The following is a 24,529-nucleotide window of genomic DNA, read 5'->3' as shown; positions in this document are numbered from 1 at the left end:
GACGCCCCCCATGCCCGACCTTCTGCTCGAACTGCTCTCCGAAGAGATCCCGGCCCGCATGCAAAAGCGCGCCCGCGAGGATCTGCATCGCCTGATGGAGGCCGAGCTGAAAGCCGCCGGCCTCGAATGGCGCGTGGCGCGGGCCTTCTCGACGCCGCGCCGCCTGGCTCTGGCGGCCTTCGGCCTGCCCGCCGAGACCGCCGCCCAGGTCGAGGAGCGCAAGGGACCCCGCGTGGACGCCCCGGACGCCGCCATCGAAGGCTTCCTGCGCAGCACCGGCCTGACCCTCGACGAGCTGGAGGTCCGGCCCGACGAGCGCGGCGCGGTCTATTTCGCCGTGCGGCGCAAGCCGGGCCGCGCGACCGCCGAGGCGCTCCGGGAGATCGTGCCGCGGGTGATCCAGGGCTTTCCCTGGCCCAAATCCATGCGCTGGGGCTCGGGGACGCTGCGCTGGGTGCGGCCCTTGCGCTCGATCATCTGCCTCTTCGGCGAGAAGGGCGCGGCGCAGGTCGTGCCGGTCGAGGTCGAGAACGTCCCCTGCGGAAGGACGACCTGGGGCCATCGCGTCCACGCCCCCGCCCCCATCGAGGTGACCGGCCCCGAGGATTACGTCGAGAAGCTGGCGCGCGCCTTCGTGGTGCTCGACCAGGACGCCCGGCGCAAGTATCTGACCGACCAGATCGCCGCCCGGCTCGCGAGCTCCGGGCTGGAGATGCTCCCCGACGAGGCCCTGATGGAGGAGGTCACCGGCCTCGTCGAATGGCCCAATCCGCTGGTGGGGGCCGTCGATCCGGAGTTCCAGGAGCTGCCCGCCGAAGTGCTCCAGACCTCCATGCGCGAGCATCAGAAATATTTCTCGCTGCGCAAGCCGGGCGAAGAGAAGATCTCGGGCTTCGTGGCGGCGGCCAACCTGCGGCCTCAGGACGGCGGCGCCAGGATGCTCGCGGGCTATGAGCGCGTGCTGCGCGCCCGGCTCTCGGACGCCCGCTTCTTCTGGGAGAACGACCTCGCCACGCCGCTCGACGCCCGTCTGGAGCGGCTGAACCACATCGTCTTCCACGCGCGCCTCGGCGCCCAGGGCGACCGGGTGGCGCGTCTGCGGGCGCTCTCGGCCGAGGTGGGCGAGGCCTTCGGCGCCGATCCCGAGATCGTCGACCGCGCCGCGCTGCTGGCCAAGGCCGATCTCGTGACGGACATGGTCGGCGAATTTCCCGAGCTTCAGGGCCGCATGGGCCGCCGCTACGCCGAGGCCGCCGGAGAGGATCCCCAGGTCGCCGAGGCCATCGAGGAGCATTACCGCCCGGTCGGGGCTCAGGACGGCACGCCCCGCAGCGCCGCCGCCGCCGCCGTGGCCGTGGCGGATCGTCTGGATCTGCTCGTCTGCTTCTGGACCATCGACGAGAAGCCGACCGGCTCGAAGGACCCCTTCGGACTGCGGCGCGCGGCGGTGGGCATCCTGCGCATCATGATGGAGAACGCCCGCCGCGCCGACCTCGAGGAGCTGGCCGAACGCCATTACTTCCTCGCCGAGCGCGCCCGTCAGCATGTCGAGCAGAGCGAGCGCGGCGCCGAGGGCGCGGTGCGGCGCAATCTCTCGGTGCGCGTGCTGGACCGGCTCTACGAAGGCGACGAGAACGCCGCCATGGCCGCCGCCGACCTCGACCGCGACAAGTCGCTGGGGGTGCTGGCCCGGGGCTGGAAGGAGAAGTCCCTCGCGCTCTCCCATGACCTCATGAGCTTCTTCACCGACCGGCTCACCGCGCTGATGCGCGACGAGATGGGCTTCCGTCACGACGTGGTCTCGGCGGTGCTGAACCAGGGCTCGGCGCGAGACCCGGCTCTGGCGATGATCCAGGCCCGCATGCTGACCGAATTCCTCGCGCAGTCGGATTCGCAGAATCTGCTGGCGGCCTACAAGCGGGCGGCCAACATCCTGCGCGCCGAAGAGCGCAAGGAGAGCGTCGACTTCTCGCGGCATCCGGATCCGGCGCTCTTCCAGCTCGTGGCCGAGAAGGCGCTCCACGAAGCCGCCAACGTGGTCGAGGCTCAGGCGCAGCTCGCGCTCAAGCGCGAGGACTTCCAGGGGGCGCTCATGGCCATGACCCGCCTGCGCGAGCCGCTCGACGACTTCTTCCGCGACGTGACCGTCAACGCCGAGGACCCGGCCCTGCGGCGCAACCGCCTGCGGCTGCTGAGCCGTCTGCGGGCGCTCATGCTGGAGGCCGCCGACTTCGACGCTCTGGAGGGGTGATCTCCCGAGCGGGCTGAAACGCCGAAGGGGAGGGCTCGCGCCCTCCCCTTCTTCATTCCTCGCCGGAGGCCCGCCCTCAGGCGAAGCGGAAATGCATGACGTCGCCGTCCTGCACGACGTATTCCTTGCCTTCGAGCCGCATCTTTCCGGCTTCCTTGGCGCCCGCCTCGCCCTTGCTGGCGATGAAGTCGGCGTAGGCGATGGTTTCGGCCCGGATGAAGCCCTTCTCGAAATCCGTATGGATCACGCCCGCCGCCTGAGGCCCCTTCCAGCCTTTATGGATGGTCCAGGCGCGGGTCTCCTTCGGCCCCACAGTGAAATAGGTGATCAGCCCGAGCAGGCCGTAGCCCGCGCGGATCAGACGGTCGAGGCCGGGCTCCTCCAGCTTCATCTCGTCGAGGAACATGGCGCGCTCCTCGTCTTCAAGCTGGGAGATCTCCGCCTCGATGGCCGCCGAGATCACCACGCAGGCGGCGCCTTCGGCCCTGGCGCGCTCGAAGACTTTGGCGGAATGGGCGTTGCCGTCGCGGGCGTTGGCCTCCTCGACGTTGCAGACGTAGACCACCGGCTTCGAGGTCAGCAGCTGCAGCATCTCGAAGGCCTTGCGCTCCTCGTTGGAGACTTCGAGCTTGCGGGCGGGCTCGCCGTCGGCCAGCAGCACGCGCACGCGCTCCAGCAGATCCGCCGCGAGCGCGGCTTCCTTGTCGCCGCCCGCCCTGGCCTTCTTCTGGAGCGGCGCGAGGCGCTTCTCGACGCTCTCCAGATCGGCGAGCATCAGCTCCGTCTCGATGATCTCGATGTCGGCGATGGGATCGACGCGGCCCTCGACATGGGTGACGTCGCCGTCCTCGAAGCAGCGGACCACATGGGCGACCGCGTCCACCTCGCGGATGTTGGCGAGGAACTGGTTGCCGAGGCCCTCGCCGCGCGAGGCGCCCTTGACCAGACCCGCGATGTCCACGAAGCCGAGCCGCGCGGGCAGGATCTGCGCCGAGCCCGCGATCTGCGCCAGAGGCGCGAGCCGGGCGTCGGGCACCGAGACTTCGCCCACATTGGGTTCGATGGTGCAGAAGGGGTAATTCGCCGCCTGAGCCGCGGCGGTGCGGGTCAAGGCGTTGAACAGCGTGGACTTGCCCACGTTGGGCAGGCCCACGATGCCGGTCTGAAAGCCCACGGGCGGCTCCTCTGGCTGAAAAGATGGGGTTCTCTCGCAAGGGGCGGCGCGAAAGTCAATGAGTCGGGCTAATGGGTGCGGCCGCTGGAATCGACGGCTCCGGCGCGGGCTCTGGCGTTGAGCGCCCCCGCGCTCGCCGCCGCCGCCACGATGACCGCCGCTCCGGACAGCTTCATCCAGCCGGGAACCTGGCCGAAGATGAAGACGTCGAAGCCCAGAGCCCAGACCATCGCGACATATTCGAAGGCCGCCAGAGCCGAGACCGGCGCCCGCGCCAGAGCCTCCGTCATGGAGATCTGGGCCATGCCGCCGAGGATTCCCGCCGCCATCAGCCACCAGAGCGTCGCGCCCTGAAAGCTCGGCCAGTCGCCCCGCAGAAAGGTCGCCGCCCCCGCCAGAGCGCAGAAGACCGAGAAATAGAAGGCGATGGTCGAGGGGCTTTCGGTGCGGGTCAGATCGCGCACCTGGATCATGGCCAGCACGGTGAATCCCGCGCCCGCCAGGCCCGCCAGCACGCCGATCAGCAGGCCCTGCGGCGTCTCGACCGGCGAGAACCCCGCCTCCGGCGCGGGCGCGAGCAGGATCAGCGCCACGCCGCCGAAGCCCAGAGCCGTCAGCGCCACCACCGAGGCCCTCGGCTTCTCGCCGAGCAGGACCATCGCCGCCGGAACCGACATCAGCGGCGCAAGGAAGCTCATGGCCGTGGCGAGCGTCAGCGGCAGATGCGCCAGAGCCGTGAAGCCCAGGAACATCGAGACGCAGCCGAATCCGCTGCGCAGGGCGTGGCCGTAGGCGTTGCTCGTCTTGAGCGCGCGCGGCAGGCTGCGCCGCCAGGCCATGTAGAGCAGGATCGGCGGAATCGCCATGAAGCTGCGCCAGAAGACCGTCTGGCCGACCGCCGCCCCATCCAGAGCCGCCTTGCGGATGCAAAGCGCCATCAGGGCGAACAGGACCGTCGCCAGAAGGCGCAGCCAGACGGCGCGGGCGTAATTCATGGCGTGAGGAATCCGGAAAATGAAGAGGGGCGCGAAGCCGCGAAACGGACGGCGCGCCCCCTCATGGACCGGAAAGCCGGAGCGGGAAAGAGGTCAGTCGCGGAAGACGACGGTCTTGCGTCCGTTGAGCAACACGCGGCGCTCCAGATGCAGCTTCACCGCCCGCGCCAGCACCCGGGATTCGATGTCGCGCCCGGTGGCCACGAGGTCTTCGGGGCTCTGGGCGTGGCCGACGCGCTCGGTCTCCTGCTCGATGATCGGGCCTTCGTCGAGTTCGGCGGTGACGTAATGGGCCGTGGCGCCGATCAGCTTCACGCCGCGCTCATGAGCCTGGTGATAGGGCCTGGCCCCCTTGAAGCTCGGCAGGAAGCTGTGATGGATGTTGATGGCCTTGCCGAAATGCCGGGCCGAAAACTCGTTGGACATCACCTGCATGTAGCGCGCCAGCACGATGAGATCGGGATTCTCGGCCTCGATCAGGCCCTCGATCAGGCCTTCCTGACGCGCCTTCGTGGCCTTGTTCACCGGCCAGTGATGGAAGGGCAGACCCGCCCGCACGGCGATGATCGCGGCGTCCTCGTGGTTCGAGACGATGCCCGCCACCTCGGCCTTCAGCCAGCCCACCCGGATCTGATAGAGCAGATGCTCGAGGCAGTGGTCGAATTTCGAGACGAGGATGAGAATCCGCGGCGGGCGCGCCAGATCCGTCACCTGAAGATCCAGACCGAACTCCTCGGCGGCGGGCGCGAGCCGCGCCAGGATCGCGTCGCGGTCCACGCCCTTGGGCGAGATGAAGGCGATGCGCATGAAGAAGCGGTTCGGCCCCCGGTCCCAGAACTGCGCGCTCTCGGCGATGTTGCCGCCGAAAGCCGCGATCTCGCCCGCCACGCGCGCCACGATGCCGGGGCGGTCGGCGCAGGAGAGGGTCAGGATATGCGTGGGCTCCGAAGAGACGGTCTCAGACATGATGCGGCGAGCTTTCCCGGCAGGACTCAGGAGCGTCTCCCGATCCTTCTGGATCGGTCGAACGCTCCAACTTCTTTGTGGTCGCGTTTTCGCGACGCGAAGCCGAGGCGGCTTCGCTGGAAAACGCTCAAGGTTCCGCGCGGGTTTACCACCTGTATCTTGTCGAAACATCCCGAAATTCGGGCGGCCGCGTCCGGATCCCGGTTTTTCTCCGGATTCCGGGGGTTTGCGCCTCAGTCGCGATATTCGGGCGGATCGGGCTCCAGCCCCTCGGCGCCCCAGGGCTGGACGGCCACCGCCGAAATCGCGTTCTTGGGCGAGCCCTCGATCACCTTGTCCGAATAGACCAGATAGACCAGCGTCCTGCGCTTGGGGTCATAGAAGCGCACCACCTGGATCGTCTTGAAGAGGATCGAGCTGCGCGCCTGGAACACTTCCTCGCCCGCGTTCAGCCGCTCCTTGTAGCTGATCGGCCCCACCTGACGGCAGGCCACGGAGGCGTCCGAGGTGTCTTCGGCCAGCCCGAGCGAGCCCTTGATGCCGCCTGTCCGGGCGCGGGAGAGGAAACAGGCCACGCCCTCCACCTTGGGATCGTCGAAGGCCTCGACCACGATGCGGTGATTGGCCCCGAGCAGCTTGAAAACCGTGGTCACCTCGCCGATCTGCTCGGCGGAGGCGGGCGCGGCGGAAAACCCGAGGCTCAGGCCCAGGGCCCCGAGCAGGGCGGCGGAGCGGCGGCGAAGGGGAGACGTCATCGACGGAGCCTCTCGAAGGATCTGGCCGCAGGATCCGGCCGCCTCAGAGATAGGGCGTCCTTCCGCTCCGCGAAAGGCCCCTGCGCGACCCCGAAAAGCGCGCCTCCTGCGCAAGCGCGCCTTGACGCGGCCGAGATCGGACGCGAGAACCGCATGCGGCCCTCAGGCCGCATCCCCGAGGAGAAGGACTCCCCATGGCCGAAGACGAGAAGAAATCCGAAGAGCCCGCCGCCGCGAAAGCCGCCGCCGAGCTTCTGTTCAAGAGCCGCAACGTGCTGATCACCGGCCAGATCGACGACAAGCTCGCGCGCGGCGTTGTGGCCCAGCTTCTGGCTCTGGCCGAGGATAACGACAAGCCGATCAACCTCTTCGTCAGCTCGCCCGGCGGGCACGTCGAATCCGGCGACATGATCCACGACGTGATCAAGTTCATCAAACCGGAAGTGCGGGCCATCGGCTCGGGCTGGGTGGCGAGCGCGGGCGCGCTGATCTTCGTCGCCGCCGAGAAGAAGAACCGCTTCTGCCTGCCCAACACCCGCTTCCTGCTCCATCAACCGAGCGGCGGCGTGGGCGGTCAGGTCTCGGACATCTACATCCAGGCCCAGCAGATGCTCTACATGCAGGAGCGTCTGGAGAAGGTCTTCGCCGAAGCCACCGGCCAGACCGTCGAGCGCATCCGCAAGGACACCCAGCGCGACTTCTGGCTGACCACCCAGGAGGCCCTCGATTACGGCCTCGTGGGCTCGGTGATCCGCAGCTCGGACGAGCTGCCCAAGAAGAGCTGAGGCTTCCGGCTTCGAGCCCGAGGCGGGGGGCGCGGCCGAAGCCGCGCCCTTTTCTCGTTCAGATTCTCAGGATCCGGGGCGTCTTGAATTCGACGTCCTCGCGGGCGGTCTCGACCATCTCCACCTCGACCTCGTAGCGGGCGCGGAAGGCGTCGATGACCTCGTTGACCAGCTCCTCGGGGGCGCTGGCGCCGGCGGTCACGCCCACGGAGGTCACGCCCTCCAGAGCGCGCCAGTCGATGTCCGAGGCGCGCGGCGCCAGCTGGGCGTAGGCGCAGCCCGCCCGACGCCCCACCTCCACCAGACGCAGCGAATTCGAGGAGTTCGGCGCCCCGATCACGATCAGGGCCTGGATCTTCGGCGCCACGGCCTTCACCGCCGCCTGACGATTGGTCGTGGCGTAACAGACGTCCTCGCGATGAGGCCCGGCGATCTCGGGGAAGCGGGCGCGCAGGGCGTCGATGGTGGCGGCGGCGTCGTCCACGGAAAGGGTCGTCTGGGTGGCGAAGGCCAGCTTCGCGCGGTCGGCGGGCTCGGGCAGAGCCGCCACGTCGGCGGGGGTGTCCACCAGAGTCACGGCGCCGGGCGGAAGCTGACCCATCGAGCCCACCACCTCGATATGTCCCGCATGGCCGATCAGATAGATGTGGCGGCCCTCGGCGTGATGGCGCGTCATCTCGATATGGACCTTGGACACCAGAGGACAGGTGGCGTCCACGGCGATCATCTCGCGGCGGGCGGCCTCGGCGGGCACGGATTTCGGCACCCCATGCGCCGAGAACACCACCGGACGGTCGTCGGGGCATTCCTCCAGCTCCTCGACGAAGATGGCGCCCTTGGCGCGCAGGCCGTCCACCACGAACTTGTTGTGGACGATCTCGTGACGCACATAGACCGGCGCGCCCCATTTCTCGATGGCCATCTCGACGATGCGCACGGCGCGGTCGACGCCTGCGCAGAATCCGCGCGGCGCGGCGAGATAGAGTTTGAGGGGGGGCTTGGTCATGAGGTTCATGGCGGCGGCTCTCCGACTTGATCGCGCCTTGCCTATCAGAGGCCGAGGCCGAGGCCAAGACAAGCCGGATTCTTGCTAAAGAAGCCTTGCCGCCGGAGGATGCGACGCGCCGCCTCAGCCGGACATGGCCCGGTCCAGCAGGATCAGGGCGATTCCCGCCACCACGCAGAACCAGCCCAGACGCCGCAGCAAGGCCCGGACTCCGGCGTCCGCGAGGGCGCGCAGGCCGCCTCCGGTCTCCGCGACGCCATGGAGGTCCCGACGGTCGATCTCCCGCCGCAGCAGGAGAACCAGAATCCCCGCGCCCATCGCCAGAACCAGGCCGCCCAGAATCGTCATCTTCGCCGCCCTCCGCAGACCATGGACGCCCGAAGCTTGCGGAGAAGCGCCGCCGGACGCAATCTGATTCCTCAAGCTCGAATCAGCCCGCAACGCGAGGAACCCATGGCCCTGACGAAAGACGACTTCCGGCGCGAAAGAGACCGCAGGCTGGCCGAAGCGACCGCGCGGCGCGCGCCCTATGTGGATCTGAACGCGGGCGAGCTGCATCGGGCGCTCGGCGATTATCCCGGCCCGGACCACCGCATGCCCGTCTGCTGCGACGTGCTCCAGCAGGAGCAGCGCCTCGGAGACGTGATCCTCTCGCAGCCTCTCAAGGGCAAGGGCGCCTCCCTGACCATCCGCTTCAAGCTGCCGCGCTGAATCGAAAACGGCCCCTCGCGGGGCCGTTCGTCGCTCCGTCGCCGCCGAAAGGACTCAGGCGGCCTTGTCGTGACGCGCGCGCAGGAGCCGCAGCACCTCGCGGGCGGCGTCGGGAATCGAGGTGCCGGGGCCGAAGATCCCCGCCACGCCCGCCGAGCGCAGATAATCGTAGTCCTGCTGCGGAATCACGCCGCCGCAGACCACCAGAACCTCTTCGGCGCCCTGATCCTTCAGCGCCTTGATCAGCGCCGGAGCCAGGGTCTTGTGTCCCGCCGCCAGCGAAGAGACGCCCACCACATGCACGTCGTTGTCGATGGCGTCCTGAGCGGCCTCTTCGGGCGTCTGGAAGAGCGGCCCCACGTCGACGTCGAATCCGATGTCGGCGAAGGCGGTGGCGATCACCTTGGCGCCGCGGTCATGGCCGTCCTGGCCCATCTTGACCACCATCATGCGCGGACGACGGCCCTCGACCTCGGCGAAATCGGCGATCTCCTTCTGGATGGCGGCGTAATCGGCGTCGCCCTCGTAGGCCGCTCCGTAGACTCCCGACAAGGTGCGCACCTCCGCCCGATGACGTCCGAAGACCTTCTCCAGATAATAGCTGATCTCGCCGACGCTGGCGCGGGCGCGGGCGGCCTCGACGGCGGCCGCGAGCAGATTGCCCTTCCCCGAACGCGCCACCTCTTCGAGATCGTCCAGCGCCTTCTGGCAGACGGCCTCGTCGCGGGTGGAGCGGATCTTCTCCAGGCGGGCGATCTGGGCCACGCGCACCTTGGCGTTGTCCACCTCGAGGATCTCGATGGGGTCTTCCTTCGGCGGACGGAACTTGTTCACGCCGACGATGACTTCCTCGCCGCGGTCCACGCGGGCCTGACGCCGGGCGGCGGCCTCCTCGATGCGCAGCTTGGGCAGGCCCGAGGCCACGGCCTTGGTCATGCCGCCCATGGCCTCGACCTCGTCGATGAGCTTGCGCGCCTCCTTGATGAGCTCGTTCGTCAGGCTCTCGACGTAATAGCTGCCCGCCAGCGGATCCACGACGTCGCAGACGCCGGTCTCGTTCTGCAGGATGAGCTGCGTGTTGCGGGCGATGCGCGCCGAGAAGTCGGTGGGCAGCGCGATGGCCTCGTCAAGCGCGTTGGTGTGCAGCGACTGCGTGCCGCCGAGCGCCGCCGACATGGCCTCGTAGGCGGTGCGGACGACGTTGTTGTAGGGATCCTGCTCCTGAAGGCTGACGCCCGAGGTCTGGCAATGGGTGCGCAGCATCAGGCTGCTCTGCTTCTTGGCGCCGAAGCCCTTCATGATGTCGGCCCAGATGGTCCGGGCGGCGCGCAGCTTGGCGGCCTCCATGAAGAAATTCATGCCGATGGCGAAGAAGAAGGACAGACGCCCCGCGAATTCATCCACGTCGAGGCCCTTGGCCTGAGCGGCGCGCACATATTCCATGCCGTCGGCGAGGGTGTAGCCCAGCTCCTGGGCGAGGGTCGAACCCGCCTCCTGCATGTGGTAGCCGGAGATCGAGATGGAGTTGAACTTCGGCATCTCGGACGCGGTGTAGGCGATGATGTCCGCGATGATCCGCATCGAGGGCTCGGGCGGATAGATGTAGGTGTTGCGGACCATGAACTCCTTGAGGATGTCGTTCTGGATGGTGCCGCTGAGATCCGCCGTGGAGGCGCCCTGCTCCTGGCCCGCGACGATGAAGTTCGCGAGGATCGGAATCACCGCGCCGTTCATGGTCATCGAGACCGACATCTCCTTGAGCGGAATCCCGTCGAAGAGGATCTTCATGTCCTCGACCGAATCGATGGCCACGCCCGCCTTGCCGACGTCGCCCACCACGCGCGGATGATCCGAATCATAGCCGCGATGGGTCGCGAGGTCGAAGGCGACCGAAAGGCCCTTCTGCCCGCCCGCGAGGTTGCGCCGGTAGAAGGCGTTGGATTCCTCGGCCGTCGAGAAGCCCGCATATTGCCGGATCGTCCAGGGCCGCCCGGCGTACATCGTCGCGCGGACGCCGCGCGTGAAGGGGAAAAAGCCCGGCAAGCCGTCCAGATGGGCGATTCCCTCGAGATCCTCCGCCGTGTAGAGCGGCTTGACGGCGATCCCTTCCGGAGTCTCCACCGTGAGGTCGGAGAGGGGACGATCCCGGAGCTCCTTCTGAGCGAGACGCTCCCAATCCCCGAGTTTCGGGGCCGCGGAATCAGGCGTTTTGGAGGTCATGGCGCGGCGCTCTCCATCGAACGAAGATTACGGATGCAAAAATGTTGCGTCGCACGATAGCTTGACGAAAGGAACGAAGGCAAGCGCCGCCAGGCTCCCCGGGCCCCAAACCCGCCAGGCGCCAAACCTGCAAGACCGGACCCGCAAGATCGTGTTAAGCTCGCCCGGAGGCGTCCAGCGCCGGAAAGGCGTCCCAGAAACGGATGAACAAGATGCAGATCGTCGCGTTCTTCAACAACAAGGGAGGCGTGGGCAAGACCACGCTCCTCTGCAACATCGCGGCGGCCTGCGCGCAGGATCTGGGCAAGCGCGTGCTGATCGTCGACGCCGATCCGCAGCGCAACGCCAGCTTCTACACGCTGGAGGCCCCCGCCTTCGCCGCCGTGGCCCGGACGGGCGGCCTGCACCGGATGCTCAGCAATCCGAAGGCGCCTCCGGCCACGCTGCTGGGCAGCGCGCATTTCGGCTGCCACGTGCTGCCCGGCGAGCCCGCCATGGCCGACCTCGCCCCGCAGTTCGACGTCGCCTGGGGCGGCGGAGACGCCCCCTACATCCTGAACCTCAAGAGCGTGCTCGACGCCCAGCGCCCCGATTACGACCTGATCCTGCTGGACCTGCCGCCGACCCTCAACGGCCTGACCCGCGCCGGGCTGATCGCCGCCGACGCCTTCGTCGCGCCCTTCGACATGGACATGTTCAGCCTCGAAGGGCTCAAGCTCATCAAGGACTGGATCCGCCGCTGGGAGCCCGCATGGCGCGGTCTGACCGAAGCCTCGCCCGAATCCTCGGCGCGGGCCCGGTTCATCGGCGGCGTCGCCAACCGCATGACCCGGGATTCGGGCGAAAGCTCCGAGCAATACGGCGTCATCACGCGGCAGATCGATTCGCTGACCACCGCCATGGCCCGCGACCTCGCCGACCGGGTGCGCGGCGCGGATTACGTCATCGCCGAGGTGCCCAACTTCGGAGAGGCCGCCGCTCTGGCCAACCGCCTGCGCCGGCCGATCTTCGACGCCCGGGTGCATCCTGCGGCGCGTCCGGTCTTCGTGCGGGCGGCCGAGCAGATGCTCGCCAATCTGGAGCGCTTCGCCACCCAGGCCAGAGCCGCCTGAAGCGCCCTTGCGGGACGCCCCGTCTTCGGGGCGTCTTCATCCTGTCGCGCCTCCTCACCAGTTCTTCACGCCCCGTCGGCAGAATCGCGACGGGCGATCCGGCGATTCGGCTCCCGCGCGACGCGCGGCGGGCCGGAGCCCAGGCCGGGTCTCGGACGTGATTCCTGCGGCGGAGCGGCGACTCCGCCCGCCCGGATCGCGCCCCGAACGGCGGAGAAGATGCGGCGGACGGAGACGCGGACGGATGCGAATCGTGGCTTTCCTGACCAGCAAGGGGGGCGTGGGCAAAACCACCTTTCTTCTGCATCTGGCGGCTCTCTGCGCGCAGGGAGGGCTGCGCGTGCTGGTGGCCGACGCCGATCCCCAGCGCAACGCCAGCTTCCACAGTCTGGAGACGGGCGCCTTGCGCGGTCTGCGCGAAAGCGCCCTGCGGCGGGCCCTGCGCGACGACGAGGAGCTGGATCCCGCGCCCTTCGTGATGCGCAGCCCGCATTTCGGCTTCGACATCCTGCCGGGCGACACCAGCCTGCTGGAGGTCCTGCCCCGGCTCGAAGCCGCCTGGAGCCGCGGCGACGCTCAGGCGATGCTGCGGATGCGGCGTCTGCTGCTGCGGCTGCATCGGGGCTACGACATCGCCTTTCTGGACCTCGCGCCCGGCCCGAGCGCTCTGGCCAAGGCGGGGCTGATCGCCGCCGACGGCTTCGTGACCGCCTTCGGCATGTCGGCGCAGAGCCTCGACGGGCTGCGCGCCTCCCGGGACTGGATCCTCCATTGGGAGCCCCATTGGCGGACGGCTCTGGGGGCGCGTCCGCGCGGGGGCGTGCGGGCGCGGTTCCTCGGCGGGCTGGCGAATCGCGTCTCCATCGAGTCCCCGGCGCACCGGACCCTGATCGAGGGCGCGGGGCGTCTGACGCGCAGCATGGCCCGCGATCTGGACGACCATGTCCCCGGCGCGAGCTACATTCTCGGAGCGGCGCCGGATTTCGGCCCCCGCACTCTGGCCGCCCAGCTCGCCAAGCGGCCGATCTTCGCCGAGGCGGCTCCGGAATCCCGCGAGATCTTCGCGCGGGCCGCGCGCCGCCTGCTCGACGGCCTCGGCGAGGCGCGCAGCTTCGCGGTGGCGTGACCTCGCCCCGCGATCACTCCGGAATCCCGGCGTAGGCGTAGCTGAAGGCCTCCCGAAACCCGAGCCGCGCGTAGAGCCGCCGCGCCGGAGCGTTGGCCGCCTCCACCTGCACCGTCGCGCGCGCGGCGCCCAGAGCCGCCGCCCGCTCCAGAGCCGCCCCCATCAGCGCCCCTCCGAGTCCCCGGCCCCGCGCCTCGGGCCGCACCGAAACCGCCGAGATCAGCGCCAGATCCTCCGCCGCCGCGACATGGGCCGTCCCCAGAGCCTCCGCCCCCTCGAAGAGCGTGACGAAGCTCCGCCGCTCCGGACGCAGCATCACCGCCAGACGGGCCGGGAAATCCTCGGGGCCATGGGATTCGACCTCCGCCCAGACCGCCGGAGGCTCCGGGGCGGATTCGACGCGCAGGCCCTCCCGGGCGGCCGCGACGGGCGGCCGGACCACCATCACGCAGGTCGCGCCGAAGGGCGTCGAGCCCCGCGCCGCCAGCCAGTCCCGCGCCGCCCGGTCCTCGAGGCGGATCTGCGCCAGAGGCCGACGCCCGCGCGCCGCATACCAGGCCCGGGCCCCCGCCATGGCCCGATCCATGGATTCCTCCGGCGGGCCGAAGACGCCCAGGGCGTTGGCCCTCCTGGTCGTCGAGGGATCGGCCCGCAGCAGCCAAGGCCCGAGCGGCGCCGTCTCGGCGGCGGGCCAGAGCCGGGCGCTCAGGGCGAACAGACGCATCGCCTCCTGTCGGTCCATCTTCCGCCTCCTGCGGCGAACGCCCATATGCGGCGGGGCCATGTGAGGCCGGGATGTTAAGCCCTGCGCGCTCGCGCCGCATCCCCCGAAAAGCGGGCCTGCGCTTCAAGAAAAGCGGTTTCCGTTTCCGGCGGCGCCCCTTAGCCTGCGTCGCAGATGTTCAGAGGAGTCCCTTCATGTCCGCGCGTCAGCTTCGTCTCGCCCCCTCGATCCTCTCGGCCGATTTCGCGAAGATCGGCGAGGAGATCCAGGCCATGGAGGCCGCCGGGGCCGACTGGATCCACGTGGACGTCATGGACAATCATTTCGTGCCGAACCTGACCTTCGGCCCGCCGGTCTGCTCGGCGATGCGCCCGCACATCCGGACCTTCATGGACGTCCATCTGATGATCTCGCCGGTGGACGCCTCGCTGGAGGCCTACGCCAGGGCCGGCGCCGACCTCATCACCGTCCACGCCGAGGCCGGGCCGCATCTCGACCGCACGCTGCAGGCCATCAAGAATCTCGGCAAGCAGGCGGGCGTGGCGCTGAATCCCTCGACGCCGGAAAGCGCCGTCGCCTACGTCCTCGACCGCATCGACCTGATCTGCGTCATGACCGTGAATCCGGGCTTCGGCGGACAGAGCTTCATCCGCAGCCAGATCGAGAAGGTGAAGAACCTCCGCAAGATGATCGGCGACCGGGACATCCGCATCGAGATCGACGGCGGCGTGACTCCCGAGACCGCGCCTCTGGTGGTCGCGGCGGGGGCCGACGTGCTGGTCGCGGGTTCGGCGGCCTTCAAGGGCGGCCCGACCTTCTATCGCTCCAATCTGGCGGAGATCCGCCGCGCCGGGGAGGCTGTCTGACATGCGCAAGGCCGTGATCTTCGACCTCGACGGAACGCTGATCGACAGCGCCCCCGACATCGCCCACGCCCTGAACCGGCTGCTGGAGGAGCGCGGGCTCGAAGCCTACGACCTCCCGACGGTCACCAGCTTCGTGGGCCATGGCGCGCCGCGTCTGCTGGAGCAGGCCTGGGCCGGACGCGGACAGCGCGCGCGCGAGGCTCACGAGGCGAAAACCGATCTCCAGCGTTTCGAAGCCCTCTACGCCGAGGAGCCCACCCAGCGCACGCGGCTTTATCCCGGCGCCCGCGAGGCTCTGACCGCCTTGCGCGCGGCGGGCTATGATCTGGGGATCTGCACCAACAAGCCCGAGGCGCTCACCCATCAGGCGCTCAAACGACTAGGGATAGACGGTCTGTTCAAGGCGGTGGTCGGCGGCGACACCCTGCCCGAGCGCAAGCCCTCTCCGGAGCCTCTGGCGCTTTGCGCGCGCCATCTCGGAGCCGAACCGGCCTCCACGGCCTATGTCGGCGACAGCGAAGTGGACGCCGCCACCGCCGAGGCCGCAGGCGCGCCCTTCCTTCTCCATACGGAAGGCTACCGCAAGGGCCCGATCAGATCCCGGACGCTGCGCGCGGAGTTCTCCGATTTCGCCCGCCTGCCCGAACTCGTCGACCGGCTCACCCGCGAAGGCGAGGCCCGCCACAAGGCGTAAGGCGCGCCTGCGGACGAGGCCTCCGATAAGGCTTCCGATTCGCGCGCGAAGCGCCTATAAGGCGCGCTTCCCGCCCTTTCCCCCCTGGAGGGGGGCGGGTCGCATCGTCATATGGAGAATTCAGATGTCCGACGTCGTCGTCATGGTCGCCGAAGCGCGTCCGGGAGTGGGCAAGGGGGCCGCTCGCCAGACCCGCCGCGAGGGCTATGTTCCCGCCGTGATCTACGGCTCCAAGAAGGAGCCCGTCACCATCCGCCTGCAGGGCAACCAGCTGCTGAAGACGCTGCACAAGGGCGGCTTCTTCACCACGATCTTCGAGATCCAGGTCGGCGGCGACTCGCATCACGCGATCCCGAAGGCGATCCAGAAGGACAAGCTCAACGGCCTGCCGACTCATGTGGACTTCCTGCGCATCGAGCGCGGCGCCCTCATCGAGATCGAAGTCCCGGTGCATTTCGTGAATCACGAAGCCTCGCCGGGTCTGAAGGCGGGCGGCTCGCTGAACGTGGCGCGCCATGTGGTCGAGCTGCGCGTCCCGAACAACGCCATTCCGGATTCGCTCACGGTCGACCTGACCGGGCTCGAGATCGGCGACACGGTGCACATCAGCAAGGTGACCCTGCCCAAGGGCGCCGCGCCGGTCATCGACCGCGACTTCACCGTGGCCTCCATCGCTCCGCCGGCCGAGGCCGAAGCCGAGGGCGCAGCCGAAGCCTGAGACCCTGCGTCTCCGGCCTCGTGAGGTTTCAGCGCCCTCTCCGCCCCCGGAGAGGGCGTCTTCATGTTCGGGAGTCCTTCTTCATGCTGCTGCTCGTGGGCCTTGGCAATCCGGGGCCGGACTATGAACGCACGCGCCACAACGTCGGCTTTCTGGCCGTCGAGGAGATCGCGCGGGAGGCGGGCTTCGGCCCCTTCGGCAAACGCTTCCAGGGGCTGCTCGCGGAAGGCAGGCTCGGGGGGGAGAAGGCGCTGATCCTCAAGCCGCTGACCTACATGAACCTCTCGGGGCAATCGGTCGCCGAGGCGGCGCGCTTCTTCAAGATCCGTCCCGGACAGGTCGTGGTCTTCCATGACGAGATCGACCTCGCGCCGGGCAGGTTGCGCGTGAAGACCGGCGGCGGCCATGCGGGCCATAACGGCCTGCGCTCCATCGGCCAGCATCTCGGGCTGGACTTCCACCGGATCCGGATCGGCGTCGGACATCCCGGCGTGAAGGAGGAGGTGGCGAATTACGTCCTCCACGCCTTCGCCAAGGCCGACGAGGCCTGGCTCGGGCCGATGCTCTCGGCGCTCGGCGCAGAGGCCCCCGCGCTGGTCGAGGAGGATCCCGGCAAGGCCCTCGACAGATATCAGCAAAGGGTCATGGCGCGGCTCCAGCCGCCCAAACCTCCGAAGCCGCCGAGGCCTCCCGAGGCTCCGGCGGGCGAGGGCGGGTCCGGGGCCAGACCTGCGGCCGAAACGCCGCCCGCCGCCCCTCTCGACCCTCTGGAGGCCCTGCGCGCCCGCTTCTCCAAGGATGCTCCCTGATGACCTATCCCGCTCCCGCCCGCCGCTCCGAGGTGGCCCCCTTCATCGTCATGGATGTGATGCGCGCCGCCGCCGCCGAAGAGGCCAAGGGCCGCCAGATCATCCATATGGAGGTCGGGCAGCCCGCCGCGCCCGCCCCCCGCAGGGCCCGCGAGGCCGTGCTGAAGGCGCTCTCTTCGGGCGATCCCATGGGCTACACCCTGGCCACCGGGCGCGAGGATCTGCGCGAGGCCCTCGCGGCGCGCTACAGGCGGCTTTACGGCGTCGCGCCGGATCCGGAGCAGATCGTGGTGACGACGGGCTCCTCCGGCGCCTTCCTGCTGGCCTTCCTCTCGCTCTTCGACCAGGGGGCGCGGGTGGCCATGGCCGACCCCTCCTATCCGAGCTACCGCAACATCTTCAGATCGCTGAACGTCGAGCCCGTGAGCCTGCCTGCGGAGGCCTCGACGCGCTTCCAGCCGACTCCGGCGATGATCGAGGCCGCCCACGCTCAGGCGCCGCTCGCGGGAGTCCTCGCGGCGAGTCCGGCCAATCCCACCGGCACGACTCTCGGCCGCCCCGAGATGACCGCCCTCATCCAGACCTGCGAGAGGCTCGGAATCCCCTATATCTCCGACGAGATCTACAACGGCATCCTCTTCGAGGGCCGGGCGCCGGTCTCGGCGGTCCAGATTTCGGATCGCGCGCTGATCATCGACAGCTTCTCGAAATATCACTGCATGACCGGCTGGCGCGTGGGCTGGATGGTGGTTCCGAAGCATCTGCTGCGCACGGTGGAGCGTCTGGCGCAGAATCACCACATCTGCGCGCCGCATGTCAGCCAGATCGCGGCGCTCGGGGCTCTGGAGGCCGACGAGGAGCTTTCGGCTCATGTCGCGACCTACGCCCGCAACCGCGAGATCCTGCTCGACGCCCTGCCCGGCCTCGGCTTCGCGGACATCGCTCCGGCGGACGGCGCCTTCTACATCTGGACCGACGTCAGCAGATTCACGGCGGATTCCCCCGAGTTCTGCGCGCGGATGCTGCGCGAGGCGGGCGTGGCGGCGACTCCGGGCGTGGATTTCGACCCCGCCCGCGGCCTGAGCCGGATGCGCTTCTCCTACGCCCGCTCCACCACGGACATGATCGAGGGCGCGCGCCGCCTGAAGGACTGGATTCGGGGCGGCGTTTGAGCTCAAACTCCCGGAGAAGCCGAAAACTCTCCGGGGAGACCTTCCATGTCCTACGCTCTGCGCGACCCCTCCTTGCTGAAACAGGCCGCCTGGGTGGCGGGCGAATGGATCGAGGCGAAGGGCCAGGGGATCGCCGTGCGCAATCCCTCGACGGGCGAGATCCTGGGCCATGTCCCCAAGCTCGGCGCCGCCGAGACCGAACGCGCGATCAAGGCGGCGCAGCAGGCCCAGAAGGCCTGGGCCGCCCGCACCGCCAAGGACCGCGCAGGCGTCCTGCGCCGCTGGTACGAGCTGACCATGGAGAATCAGGAGGATCTCGGCGCGATCCTCACCATGGAGCAGGGCAAGCCCTTCGCCGAGGCCAAAGGCGAAATCGCCTATGGCGCCAGCTTCCTCGAATGGTTCGCCGAAGAGGGCCGCCGCGCCTATGGCGACCTCATCCCCGGCCATCAGCCCGACAAGCGGATCCTCGTGCTCAAGCAGCCCATCGGAGTCGTGGGCGCGATCACGCCGTGGAACTTCCCCAACGCCATGATCACCCGCAAGGCCGGGCCCGCCTTCGCCGCCGGATGCGCCATGGTGCTGAAACCCGCCTCCCAGACGCCCTTTTCGGCCATGGCCCTCGCGCTTCTGGGCGACAAGGCGGGCTTGCCCAAGGGGCTCTTCTCGGTGCTGACGGGCGGCGCCGCGGAGATCGGCGCGGCGCTGACCTCCAGCCCCATCGTGCGCAAGATCACCTTCACCGGCTCCACCGAGATCGGCGCGCAGCTCATGGCCCAGAGCGCCCCGACCATCAAGAAGCTCGGGCTCGAGCTCGGCGGCAACGCGCCCTTCCTCGTCTTCGACGACGCGGATCTGGACGCCGCCGTCGAGGGCGCCCTGATCGCCAAGTTCCGCAACAACGGCCAGACCTGCGTCTGCGCGAACCGGATCTACGTGCAGAAGGGCGTCTACGAGGCCTTCGCCGCGAAGCTGGCGGCGGCGGTCGGCCGCATGAAGACCGGCGACGGCTTCGACGAGGGCGTGAACTTCGGCCCCCTCATCGACGCGAAGGCCGTCGAGAAGGTCGAGGCCCATATCTCCGACGCGGTGTCGAAGGGCGCGAAGGTGACGCTCGGCGGGCGGCGCCACGAGAAGGGCGGATTCTTCTTCCAGCCCACCCTGCTGACCGGCGTGACGCCCGACATGGCCGTCTCGCGCGAGGAGACCTTCGGCCCGGTGGCCCCCCTCTTCGCCTTCGAGACCGAAGCCGAAGCCGTCGAGCTGGCCAACGACACGGAGTTCGGACTCGCCTCCTATTTCTACGCGCGGGATCTGGCGCGGGTCTGGCGCGTCTCGGAGGCGCTGGAATACGGCATGGTCGGCGTGAACACCGGCCTGATCTCCACCGCCGAAGCCCCCTTCGGCGGCGTCAAGTCCTCGGGCCTCGGCCGGGAGGGCTCGCGATACGGTCTGGAGGATTTCCTGGAAATCAAGTATGTTTGCCTCGGTGGAATCTCCTGATCGCGTAAAATCTTCACTGCGGCTGCGCCGCGCTCTCCTTTCAGGCGAAACCGCCGCTTCGACGCCTCACCGCCCCGAAGATCCGGGGCGGGAAGACTGTGTTCGGGTAATCTTTCGTTGACGGGTTCCGAGGCGCTTCCTAGGTTTTTTTCACCGATGCCGGGGGGCTTCGTTTCAGAAGGGCGTGCGCGTGTTGAACAAGCCTGGGCATTTCGTGTTTCTGCAGGGGCCTCACGGGCCCTTCTTCGGCGAGCTCGCCGCCGCCCTTCAGGCCGAAGGCGCGCAGGTCTCCCGCATCGGCTTCAACCAGGGCGACCGCTACGAATGGCCGGAGGCCTTCCCCTACGAGGCCTTCAACCGGCCCCTCGCCGAGCTGCAGGACTTCCTGCAGTTCTTCTTCCAGCGCCGCAAGGTCACCGATCTGGCGCTCTACGGAGACACGCGCCCGGCCCACCGGCTGGCTCTGGAGGCGGCGCGTCAGGCGGGGGTCCGCACGCATATCCTTGAGGAAGGCTATCTGCGCCCCCACTGGATCACCTACGAGCGCCAGGGAGCGAACGGCTATTCGCGGCTGATGAGCCTCGGACTCGAGGACATGGGCGCCGCCCCCGCCCGCGACGAGACGGAGATCGAGACTCCGCCGCCCGCGCGCTGGGGCTCGACGCGCCAGCACATCTTCCAGAGCCTGCGCTATCATTTCCGGGTCTGGACCCGCAACGGCGCCTATGCGAATTACGAACGCCACCGCGAACTGACCCTCACGCAGGAGCTGGGCGTCTGGCTCCGGCGCACCCTCCGCAAGCCGCTGGACTGGCCGCGGCGGCGCGTGACCGAACATCTGCTGATGAGGGATCCGCGGCCGAACTTCATGATCCTGCTCCAGCTCGGCTTCGACCCCTCGATGAGCGCCCACAGCGACTTCCGCAACCTCGCGGAGATGGTGGAGTTCTGCCTCGAAGCCTTCGCGGCGGCCCTCCCCGACATGGACCCCGCAACCCGGCTGGTCTTCAAGGCCCATCCCCTGGAGGACGGCCGCGAGAAACTCCACCGGCTGATTCCCGCCGCGGCCCGCCGCCACGGACTCGAAGGCCGCGTGGATTTCGTGGACGGCGGCAAGCTCGGCGAACTGCTCAACCGCAAGACGGTCCGGGGCGTGGTCACGATCAATTCGACCGCCGCGCATCAGGCCATCTGGCGCAATCTGCCGACCATGGCCCTCGGACGCGCGGTCTACGACAAGCCCGGCCTGACTTCGCGCCGACCGGATCTCAAAAGCTTCTTCTCCGATCCTGACGCGCCGGATAAACAGGCCTATCAGGTCTTCCGGAGATTCCTCGAAGCCACCTCTCAGATTCGCGGCGGATTCTACGCCGACAACGAGCGGGGGCCCGGCGTGAAGCGTCTGGTCGGCATGATGCTTGCCAGCGAAGACCCCTATGAGGCCAATCTGCGCCCTTTGGCCGGTGAAGGCTGGCCGGAGGCGGCGGAATAGGCGGGCGAGACGCAGCGAACCTTGAGGGACGGCACATGATTTTCGGTCGATTCATGGCGGCGGCGGTTTTCGCCGCCATGGCGCTTGCTGGATGCGAAAAGACGCCGCGCGGCGGACCGCTCGCCTGGGAGATCTCCGACGCCGCCGTGGAGGGGCAGGTCGCCTACGACCTCATCCCCGTCGACGCGGATGTGGCCCGGCTGGCGCGCATCGATCGCGTCTACGCCATGCCCCCCGACTACATCCGCACCGCGCCGGAGGACTACGCCAAGATCGCGCCGGGCGAAGAGCTCTCGATCCGCATCTGGGAGAACATCGACGAAGGCGTCTTCACCTCGGTGGGCGCGCGCAACTCCGAGATCGGCGCGGTGACGGTGGACGAGGTCGGCCAGATCTTCGTGCCCTACGTGGGCTTCGTGGACGCCGCCGGACGCAGCGTCTCGGACCTGCGCCGCGAGATCCGCGCCAGCCTCGCCGAGAAGACCCTCGATCCCCAGATCGAGATCCGCCGCGCCAAGGAGACGCCCCGCAGCGTCTCGATCCAGGGCGTGGTCTCGAGCCCCGGCGTCTATCCGCTCTCGCCGGGCGAAGACACCATGATGCGCCTTCTGGCGCGGGCGGGCGGCTCGACGCTCCAGCCCGAGGTCACCTTCGTGACGCTCCGCCGCCGGGGCCAGAGCATCCGCCTGCCGCTTTCGGTGATCTACGCCACGCCCCGCTACGACGTGACGCTGGTCAGCGGCGACACCCTGATCCTGGAGCGCGATCCGCGCTTCTACACCGCCATGGGCGCCGTGCGCGGCCCCGGACGCCGCGAATTCAGCGGCCCCGACATGACCCTGATGGACGCCCTCGGCGCGAGCGGCGGACTCAACGACGATCAGGCCAATCCGACGGGCGTCTTCGTCTACCGCTTCGAGGAGGCCGACCGTCTGGCGCGCTACCGCTTCAAGCGCATCATGGCTCCCGACGATCCGACTCCGGTGGACGCCACGGGAATCGAGACCCTCGCCCTGCCGAGCGCCGCCATCGCTCCGGGCCTGCATCGGGTGATCTATCAGCTCGACATGCGCCGTCCGGACGCGCTCTTCTACGCCAAGGCCTTCCAGCTGCGCGAAGACGACCTGATCTTCGTCACCAACGCCCCGATCGTCGAGTGGAGGAAGATCATGAGCCTGATCTCCATGGGCACGGGCGCGGTCAGCACGGCGGGCGGCACCGCCACCACGCTTGGCGTCCAGTGATCTGAGCGCCGCCGCCCTCCCGGCGCGGCGGCTCGGAACCCTCTCGACCTATCTGCTGCGAAACCGGCGCCTGCGCCGGTTTCTGGCCTTGTCGGGGTGGCGTCTGGTCCCGGCCCGGGGCTTCGGCGAGGTCGAGGCTCTGGCGGGCTGGGGCTACAACCGGCGCGCCGAAGCGGCCCGCAGCCTGGCCGCCCGACGCGGCCTTCCCTATCTGGCGCTGGAGGACGGCTTCCTGCGCTCTCCGGGGCTCGGGGTGGAGGGCGCGCCGCCCTTCAGCCTGCTGCCCGACCTGACGGGCGTCTATTACGACTGCTCCGGCCCTTCCGATCTGGAGGCGGCCATCGGCGCGGGGCTCGCGCCGGGAGAGGAGGCCCGCGCCCTGGAGGGAATCGCCCGGCTGAGGCGGCTCAGGCTTTCGAAATTCAACCTCGCGCCGCCGGATCTGGCCGATCCCCCCGAGCCGGGCTTCGTGCTCGTCGTGGACCAGACCTTCGGCGACGCCTCCATCCGCCACGGCGGCGCGGAGCCCCGCAGCTTCGCCCGCATGCTGGAGGCCGCCCGCGACGAGAATCCCGGCGCGCGGATCCTGCTCAAGACCCATCCCGACGTGCTCGCCGGAAAGAAACGCGGCCATTTCGAGGATCCCGCCGCGCTGAAGGGCGTCGGGATCGCGACCGGCGAGGCCTCGCCCTGGGCCCTGATCGAGCGGGCGGCTTCGGTCTATGTGGTCTCCAGCCAGATGGGCGCCGAGGCGCTCTTCGCGCAGAAACCGGTGCGCTGCTTCGGCCTGCCCTTCTACGCGGGCTGGGGCGCGACGCAGGACGATCTCCCCGCCCCCGCCCGCCGCCTCGCCCATGGTCCGCGCGGCGCCCCGGAGATCTTCGCCGCCGGATGGCTGCGCCGACCGCTCTATTACGACCCGCGCCTCGACGCCCTGTCGGATTTCGAGACCATCGCCGATCTGCTCGCCGCGACGCGCGACCGCGACCTCGCCAACCGCCGCCCGACCTTCTGCCTCGGCATGGCCTTCTGGAAGCCGCCGGTGATGCGGGCCTATTTCGGCTCCAGCCGGACGCGGCCGCAGATCCTCCGCAGCCCGGAGACGGCGCTCGCCCGGGCGCGCGCGGCGCCGGAATCGCGGATTCTCGTCTGGGCGGGCAAGGAGCCCCCGGGCCTCGCCGAGGCCGCCGCCGCCCAGAACACGCCGCTGCTGCGCGTCGAGGACGGATTCCTGCGCTCCATCGGCCTCGGCGCGGATCTGCTGCCGCCCGCCTCGCTCGTGACCGACGCGCAGGGGATCTATTACGACCCCACCCGCCCCAGCGACCTCGAATCCCTGATCCAGGAAGGCGGCTTCTCTCCGGAGCTTCTGGAGCGGGCGGCGGCCCTGCGGGGCCTGCTCGCGGCGGGCGACGTGAGCAAATACAATCTCGGCGGCCCGGCGAGGATCGCGATCCCGGAAGGACGGCGCGTGGTCCTCGTGGTGGGGCAGGTCGAGGACGACGCCTCGATCCTGAAGGGCGGCGGCGAGGTGCGGACGAATCTCGGGCTGCTCCAGGCGGCGCGGGCGGCTCATCCGGAGGCCTTCCTGATCTACAAGCCCCATCCCGACGTCGAGGCCCTGCGCCGCAAGGGCGCGGTTCCGCAGGCGGCTCTGACGGGTCTCGCGGAGGCCGTCGCCCGCGACTCGGCGCCGCACGCCCTCATCCTTTCGTCGCATGAGGTCTGGACCATGACCTCCCTTCTGGGCTTCGAGGCGCTGTTGCGGGGCCGCTCCGTGACCTGTCTTGGCGCGCCCTTCTACGCGGGCTGGGGCCTGACGCGCGATCTCGGGCCGATCCCCTCCCGACGGACCCGCCGCGCCACGCTCGACGAGCTGACGGCGGCGGCCCTGATCCTCCACCCCATCTATCTGGACCCCTTGACGGGCCTGCCTTCTTCGCCCGAGCTGACCGCGCGGCGCCTGCTCCGGCGGGACCCCCGGCTGGCGCGCCACGCGACTCCGGCGCGACGCCTGGGAGCGCGGATCCGGGGGGTTCTGCTCGCATTGCGCGCGCGCCTGCGGGGCGAGATCTGAGCCTCGCCGCAGCATCGGGATTTCCGCCGCCGCAGTCCGGATGCGGATGTGATGGACATGCTCGGGCTTTTGGAAGAAAATTGCGCCTTACCGAAAATTCAGTAAAGATGCGGTCGCGGATCGCGTGGG

At 69.1% G+C, this 24,529-nt stretch carries 22 protein-coding genes; 14 read left to right on the top strand and 8 right to left on the bottom strand.

What is annotated here, in order from left to right; genetic code table 11:
• Positions 1-10 precede the first annotated feature (10 nt).
• Entirely contained in the window at positions 11-2,251 is a 2,241-nt protein-coding gene (glyS, locus tag PHN62_RS03025; protein WP_300146116.1) for a glycine--tRNA ligase subunit beta, read from the top strand.
• 76 nt (positions 2,252-2,327) lie between these two features.
• On the opposite strand, the gene ychF is transcribed toward glyS, so the two are convergent.
• The 4 genes from ychF to PHN62_RS03005 form a co-directional block, all read right to left on the bottom strand.
• Positions 2,328-3,425, bottom strand: a complete 1,098-nt coding sequence (gene ychF / locus PHN62_RS03020; protein ID WP_300146113.1) for a redox-regulated ATPase YchF — start codon at positions 3,423-3,425, stop codon at positions 2,328-2,330.
• A 68-nt stretch (positions 3,426-3,493) separates the two neighbouring features.
• Entirely contained in the window at positions 3,494-4,420 is a 927-nt protein-coding gene (locus tag PHN62_RS03015) for a DMT family transporter (protein WP_300146110.1), read from the bottom strand.
• Between the two features lie 93 nt (positions 4,421-4,513).
• Complete coding sequence (gene purU, locus PHN62_RS03010; RefSeq protein WP_300146107.1) at positions 4,514-5,386, bottom strand: formyltetrahydrofolate deformylase; 873 nt, start codon at positions 5,384-5,386, stop codon at positions 4,514-4,516.
• A gap of 233 nt (positions 5,387-5,619) precedes the next feature.
• Entirely contained in the window at positions 5,620-6,141 is a 522-nt protein-coding gene (locus PHN62_RS03005; RefSeq protein ID WP_300146104.1) for a CreA family protein, read from the bottom strand.
• Positions 6,142-6,335: 194 nt separating this feature from the next.
• Between PHN62_RS03005 and PHN62_RS03000 the strand changes: the two genes are divergently transcribed.
• On the top strand, positions 6,336-6,926 hold the full coding sequence (locus PHN62_RS03000; protein ID WP_300146101.1) for an ATP-dependent Clp protease proteolytic subunit: 591 nt from the start codon (positions 6,336-6,338) through the stop codon (positions 6,924-6,926).
• A 58-nt stretch (positions 6,927-6,984) separates the two neighbouring features.
• Here PHN62_RS03000 and ispH read toward each other — a convergent pair whose 3' ends face one another.
• Positions 6,985-7,932: a 4-hydroxy-3-methylbut-2-enyl diphosphate reductase gene (gene ispH, locus PHN62_RS02995; RefSeq protein ID WP_300146524.1), complete on the bottom strand. Its 948-nt coding sequence runs from the start codon at positions 7,930-7,932 to the stop codon at positions 6,985-6,987.
• 123 nt (positions 7,933-8,055) lie between these two features.
• Positions 8,056-8,280, bottom strand: coding sequence for a hypothetical protein (locus PHN62_RS02990; protein WP_300146098.1), 225 nt, complete (start codon positions 8,278-8,280; stop codon positions 8,056-8,058).
• A gap of 105 nt (positions 8,281-8,385) precedes the next feature.
• On the opposite strand from PHN62_RS02990, the gene PHN62_RS02985 reads away from it, so the two are divergent.
• Positions 8,386-8,643 carry a hypothetical protein gene (locus tag PHN62_RS02985; protein WP_300146096.1) on the top strand — a complete coding sequence of 86 codons (258 nt, stop codon included), beginning with the start codon at positions 8,386-8,388 and terminating at the stop codon, positions 8,641-8,643.
• 54 nt (positions 8,644-8,697) lie between these two features.
• Here PHN62_RS02985 and scpA read toward each other — a convergent pair whose 3' ends face one another.
• On the bottom strand, positions 8,698-10,863 hold the full coding sequence (scpA, locus tag PHN62_RS02980) for a methylmalonyl-CoA mutase (protein WP_300146092.1): 2,166 nt from the start codon (positions 10,861-10,863) through the stop codon (positions 8,698-8,700).
• Between the two features lie 212 nt (positions 10,864-11,075).
• Between scpA and PHN62_RS02975 the strand changes: the two genes are divergently transcribed.
• Both PHN62_RS02975 and PHN62_RS02970 read left to right on the top strand, forming a co-directional pair.
• Positions 11,076-11,975 carry a ParA family protein gene (locus PHN62_RS02975; protein WP_300146089.1) on the top strand — a complete coding sequence of 300 codons (900 nt, stop codon included), beginning with the start codon at positions 11,076-11,078 and terminating at the stop codon, positions 11,973-11,975.
• A gap of 244 nt (positions 11,976-12,219) precedes the next feature.
• Positions 12,220-13,101 (top strand): ParA family protein, encoded by an 882-nt coding sequence (locus PHN62_RS02970; RefSeq protein ID WP_300146086.1) that lies wholly within the window; start codon positions 12,220-12,222, stop codon positions 13,099-13,101.
• A gap of 13 nt (positions 13,102-13,114) precedes the next feature.
• On the opposite strand, the gene PHN62_RS02965 is transcribed toward PHN62_RS02970, so the two are convergent.
• Positions 13,115-13,843 (bottom strand): GNAT family N-acetyltransferase, encoded by a 729-nt coding sequence (locus PHN62_RS02965; RefSeq protein WP_300146083.1) that lies wholly within the window; start codon positions 13,841-13,843, stop codon positions 13,115-13,117.
• Positions 13,844-14,019: 176 nt separating this feature from the next.
• Here PHN62_RS02965 and rpe point away from each other — a divergent pair, with 176 nt between their 5' ends.
• From rpe to PHN62_RS02920, 9 genes are all read left to right on the top strand, one after another.
• Entirely contained in the window at positions 14,020-14,691 is a 672-nt protein-coding gene (gene rpe / locus PHN62_RS02960; protein WP_300146081.1) for a ribulose-phosphate 3-epimerase, read from the top strand.
• 1 nt (position 14,692) lies between these two features.
• On the top strand, positions 14,693-15,385 hold the full coding sequence (gph, locus tag PHN62_RS02955; RefSeq protein ID WP_300146078.1) for a phosphoglycolate phosphatase: 693 nt from the start codon (positions 14,693-14,695) through the stop codon (positions 15,383-15,385).
• 124 nt (positions 15,386-15,509) lie between these two features.
• Positions 15,510-16,103: a 50S ribosomal protein L25/general stress protein Ctc gene (locus tag PHN62_RS02950; RefSeq protein ID WP_300146075.1), complete on the top strand. Its 594-nt coding sequence runs from the start codon at positions 15,510-15,512 to the stop codon at positions 16,101-16,103.
• An 83-nt stretch (positions 16,104-16,186) separates the two neighbouring features.
• A complete protein-coding gene (gene pth / locus PHN62_RS02945) occupies positions 16,187-16,912 on the top strand; it encodes an aminoacyl-tRNA hydrolase (protein WP_367186985.1) in 726 nt (241 codons plus the stop codon).
• Complete coding sequence (locus PHN62_RS02940) at positions 16,912-18,084, top strand: aminotransferase class I/II-fold pyridoxal phosphate-dependent enzyme (protein WP_300146072.1); 1,173 nt, start codon at positions 16,912-16,914, stop codon at positions 18,082-18,084. Before pth ends, PHN62_RS02940 begins: the two co-directional genes overlap by 1 nt.
• Positions 18,085-18,129: 45 nt before the next feature.
• The gene (locus PHN62_RS02935) at positions 18,130-19,587 is read left to right on the top strand and encodes an NAD-dependent succinate-semialdehyde dehydrogenase (RefSeq protein ID WP_300146069.1); all 1,458 of its coding nucleotides are present in this window, start codon (positions 18,130-18,132) and stop codon (positions 19,585-19,587) included.
• Between the two features lie 190 nt (positions 19,588-19,777).
• Positions 19,778-21,079, top strand: a complete 1,302-nt coding sequence (locus tag PHN62_RS02930) for a capsule biosynthesis protein CapA (protein ID WP_300146067.1) — start codon at positions 19,778-19,780, stop codon at positions 21,077-21,079.
• A 35-nt stretch (positions 21,080-21,114) separates the two neighbouring features.
• Positions 21,115-22,323, top strand: a complete 1,209-nt coding sequence (locus PHN62_RS02925; protein ID WP_300146064.1) for a polysaccharide biosynthesis/export family protein — start codon at positions 21,115-21,117, stop codon at positions 22,321-22,323.
• Positions 22,310-24,400, top strand: coding sequence for a capsular polysaccharide biosynthesis protein (locus PHN62_RS02920; RefSeq protein ID WP_300146061.1), 2,091 nt, complete (start codon positions 22,310-22,312; stop codon positions 24,398-24,400). Before PHN62_RS02925 ends, PHN62_RS02920 begins: the two co-directional genes overlap by 14 nt.
• Positions 24,401-24,529: the final 129 nt, after the last annotated feature.

The sequence above is a fragment of the Neomegalonema sp. genome (assembly GCF_028688855.1).
Lineage (GTDB): Bacteria > Pseudomonadota > Alphaproteobacteria > Rhodobacterales > Rhodobacteraceae > Neomegalonema.
This window is presented reverse-complemented; position numbering and strand designations above follow the sequence as displayed.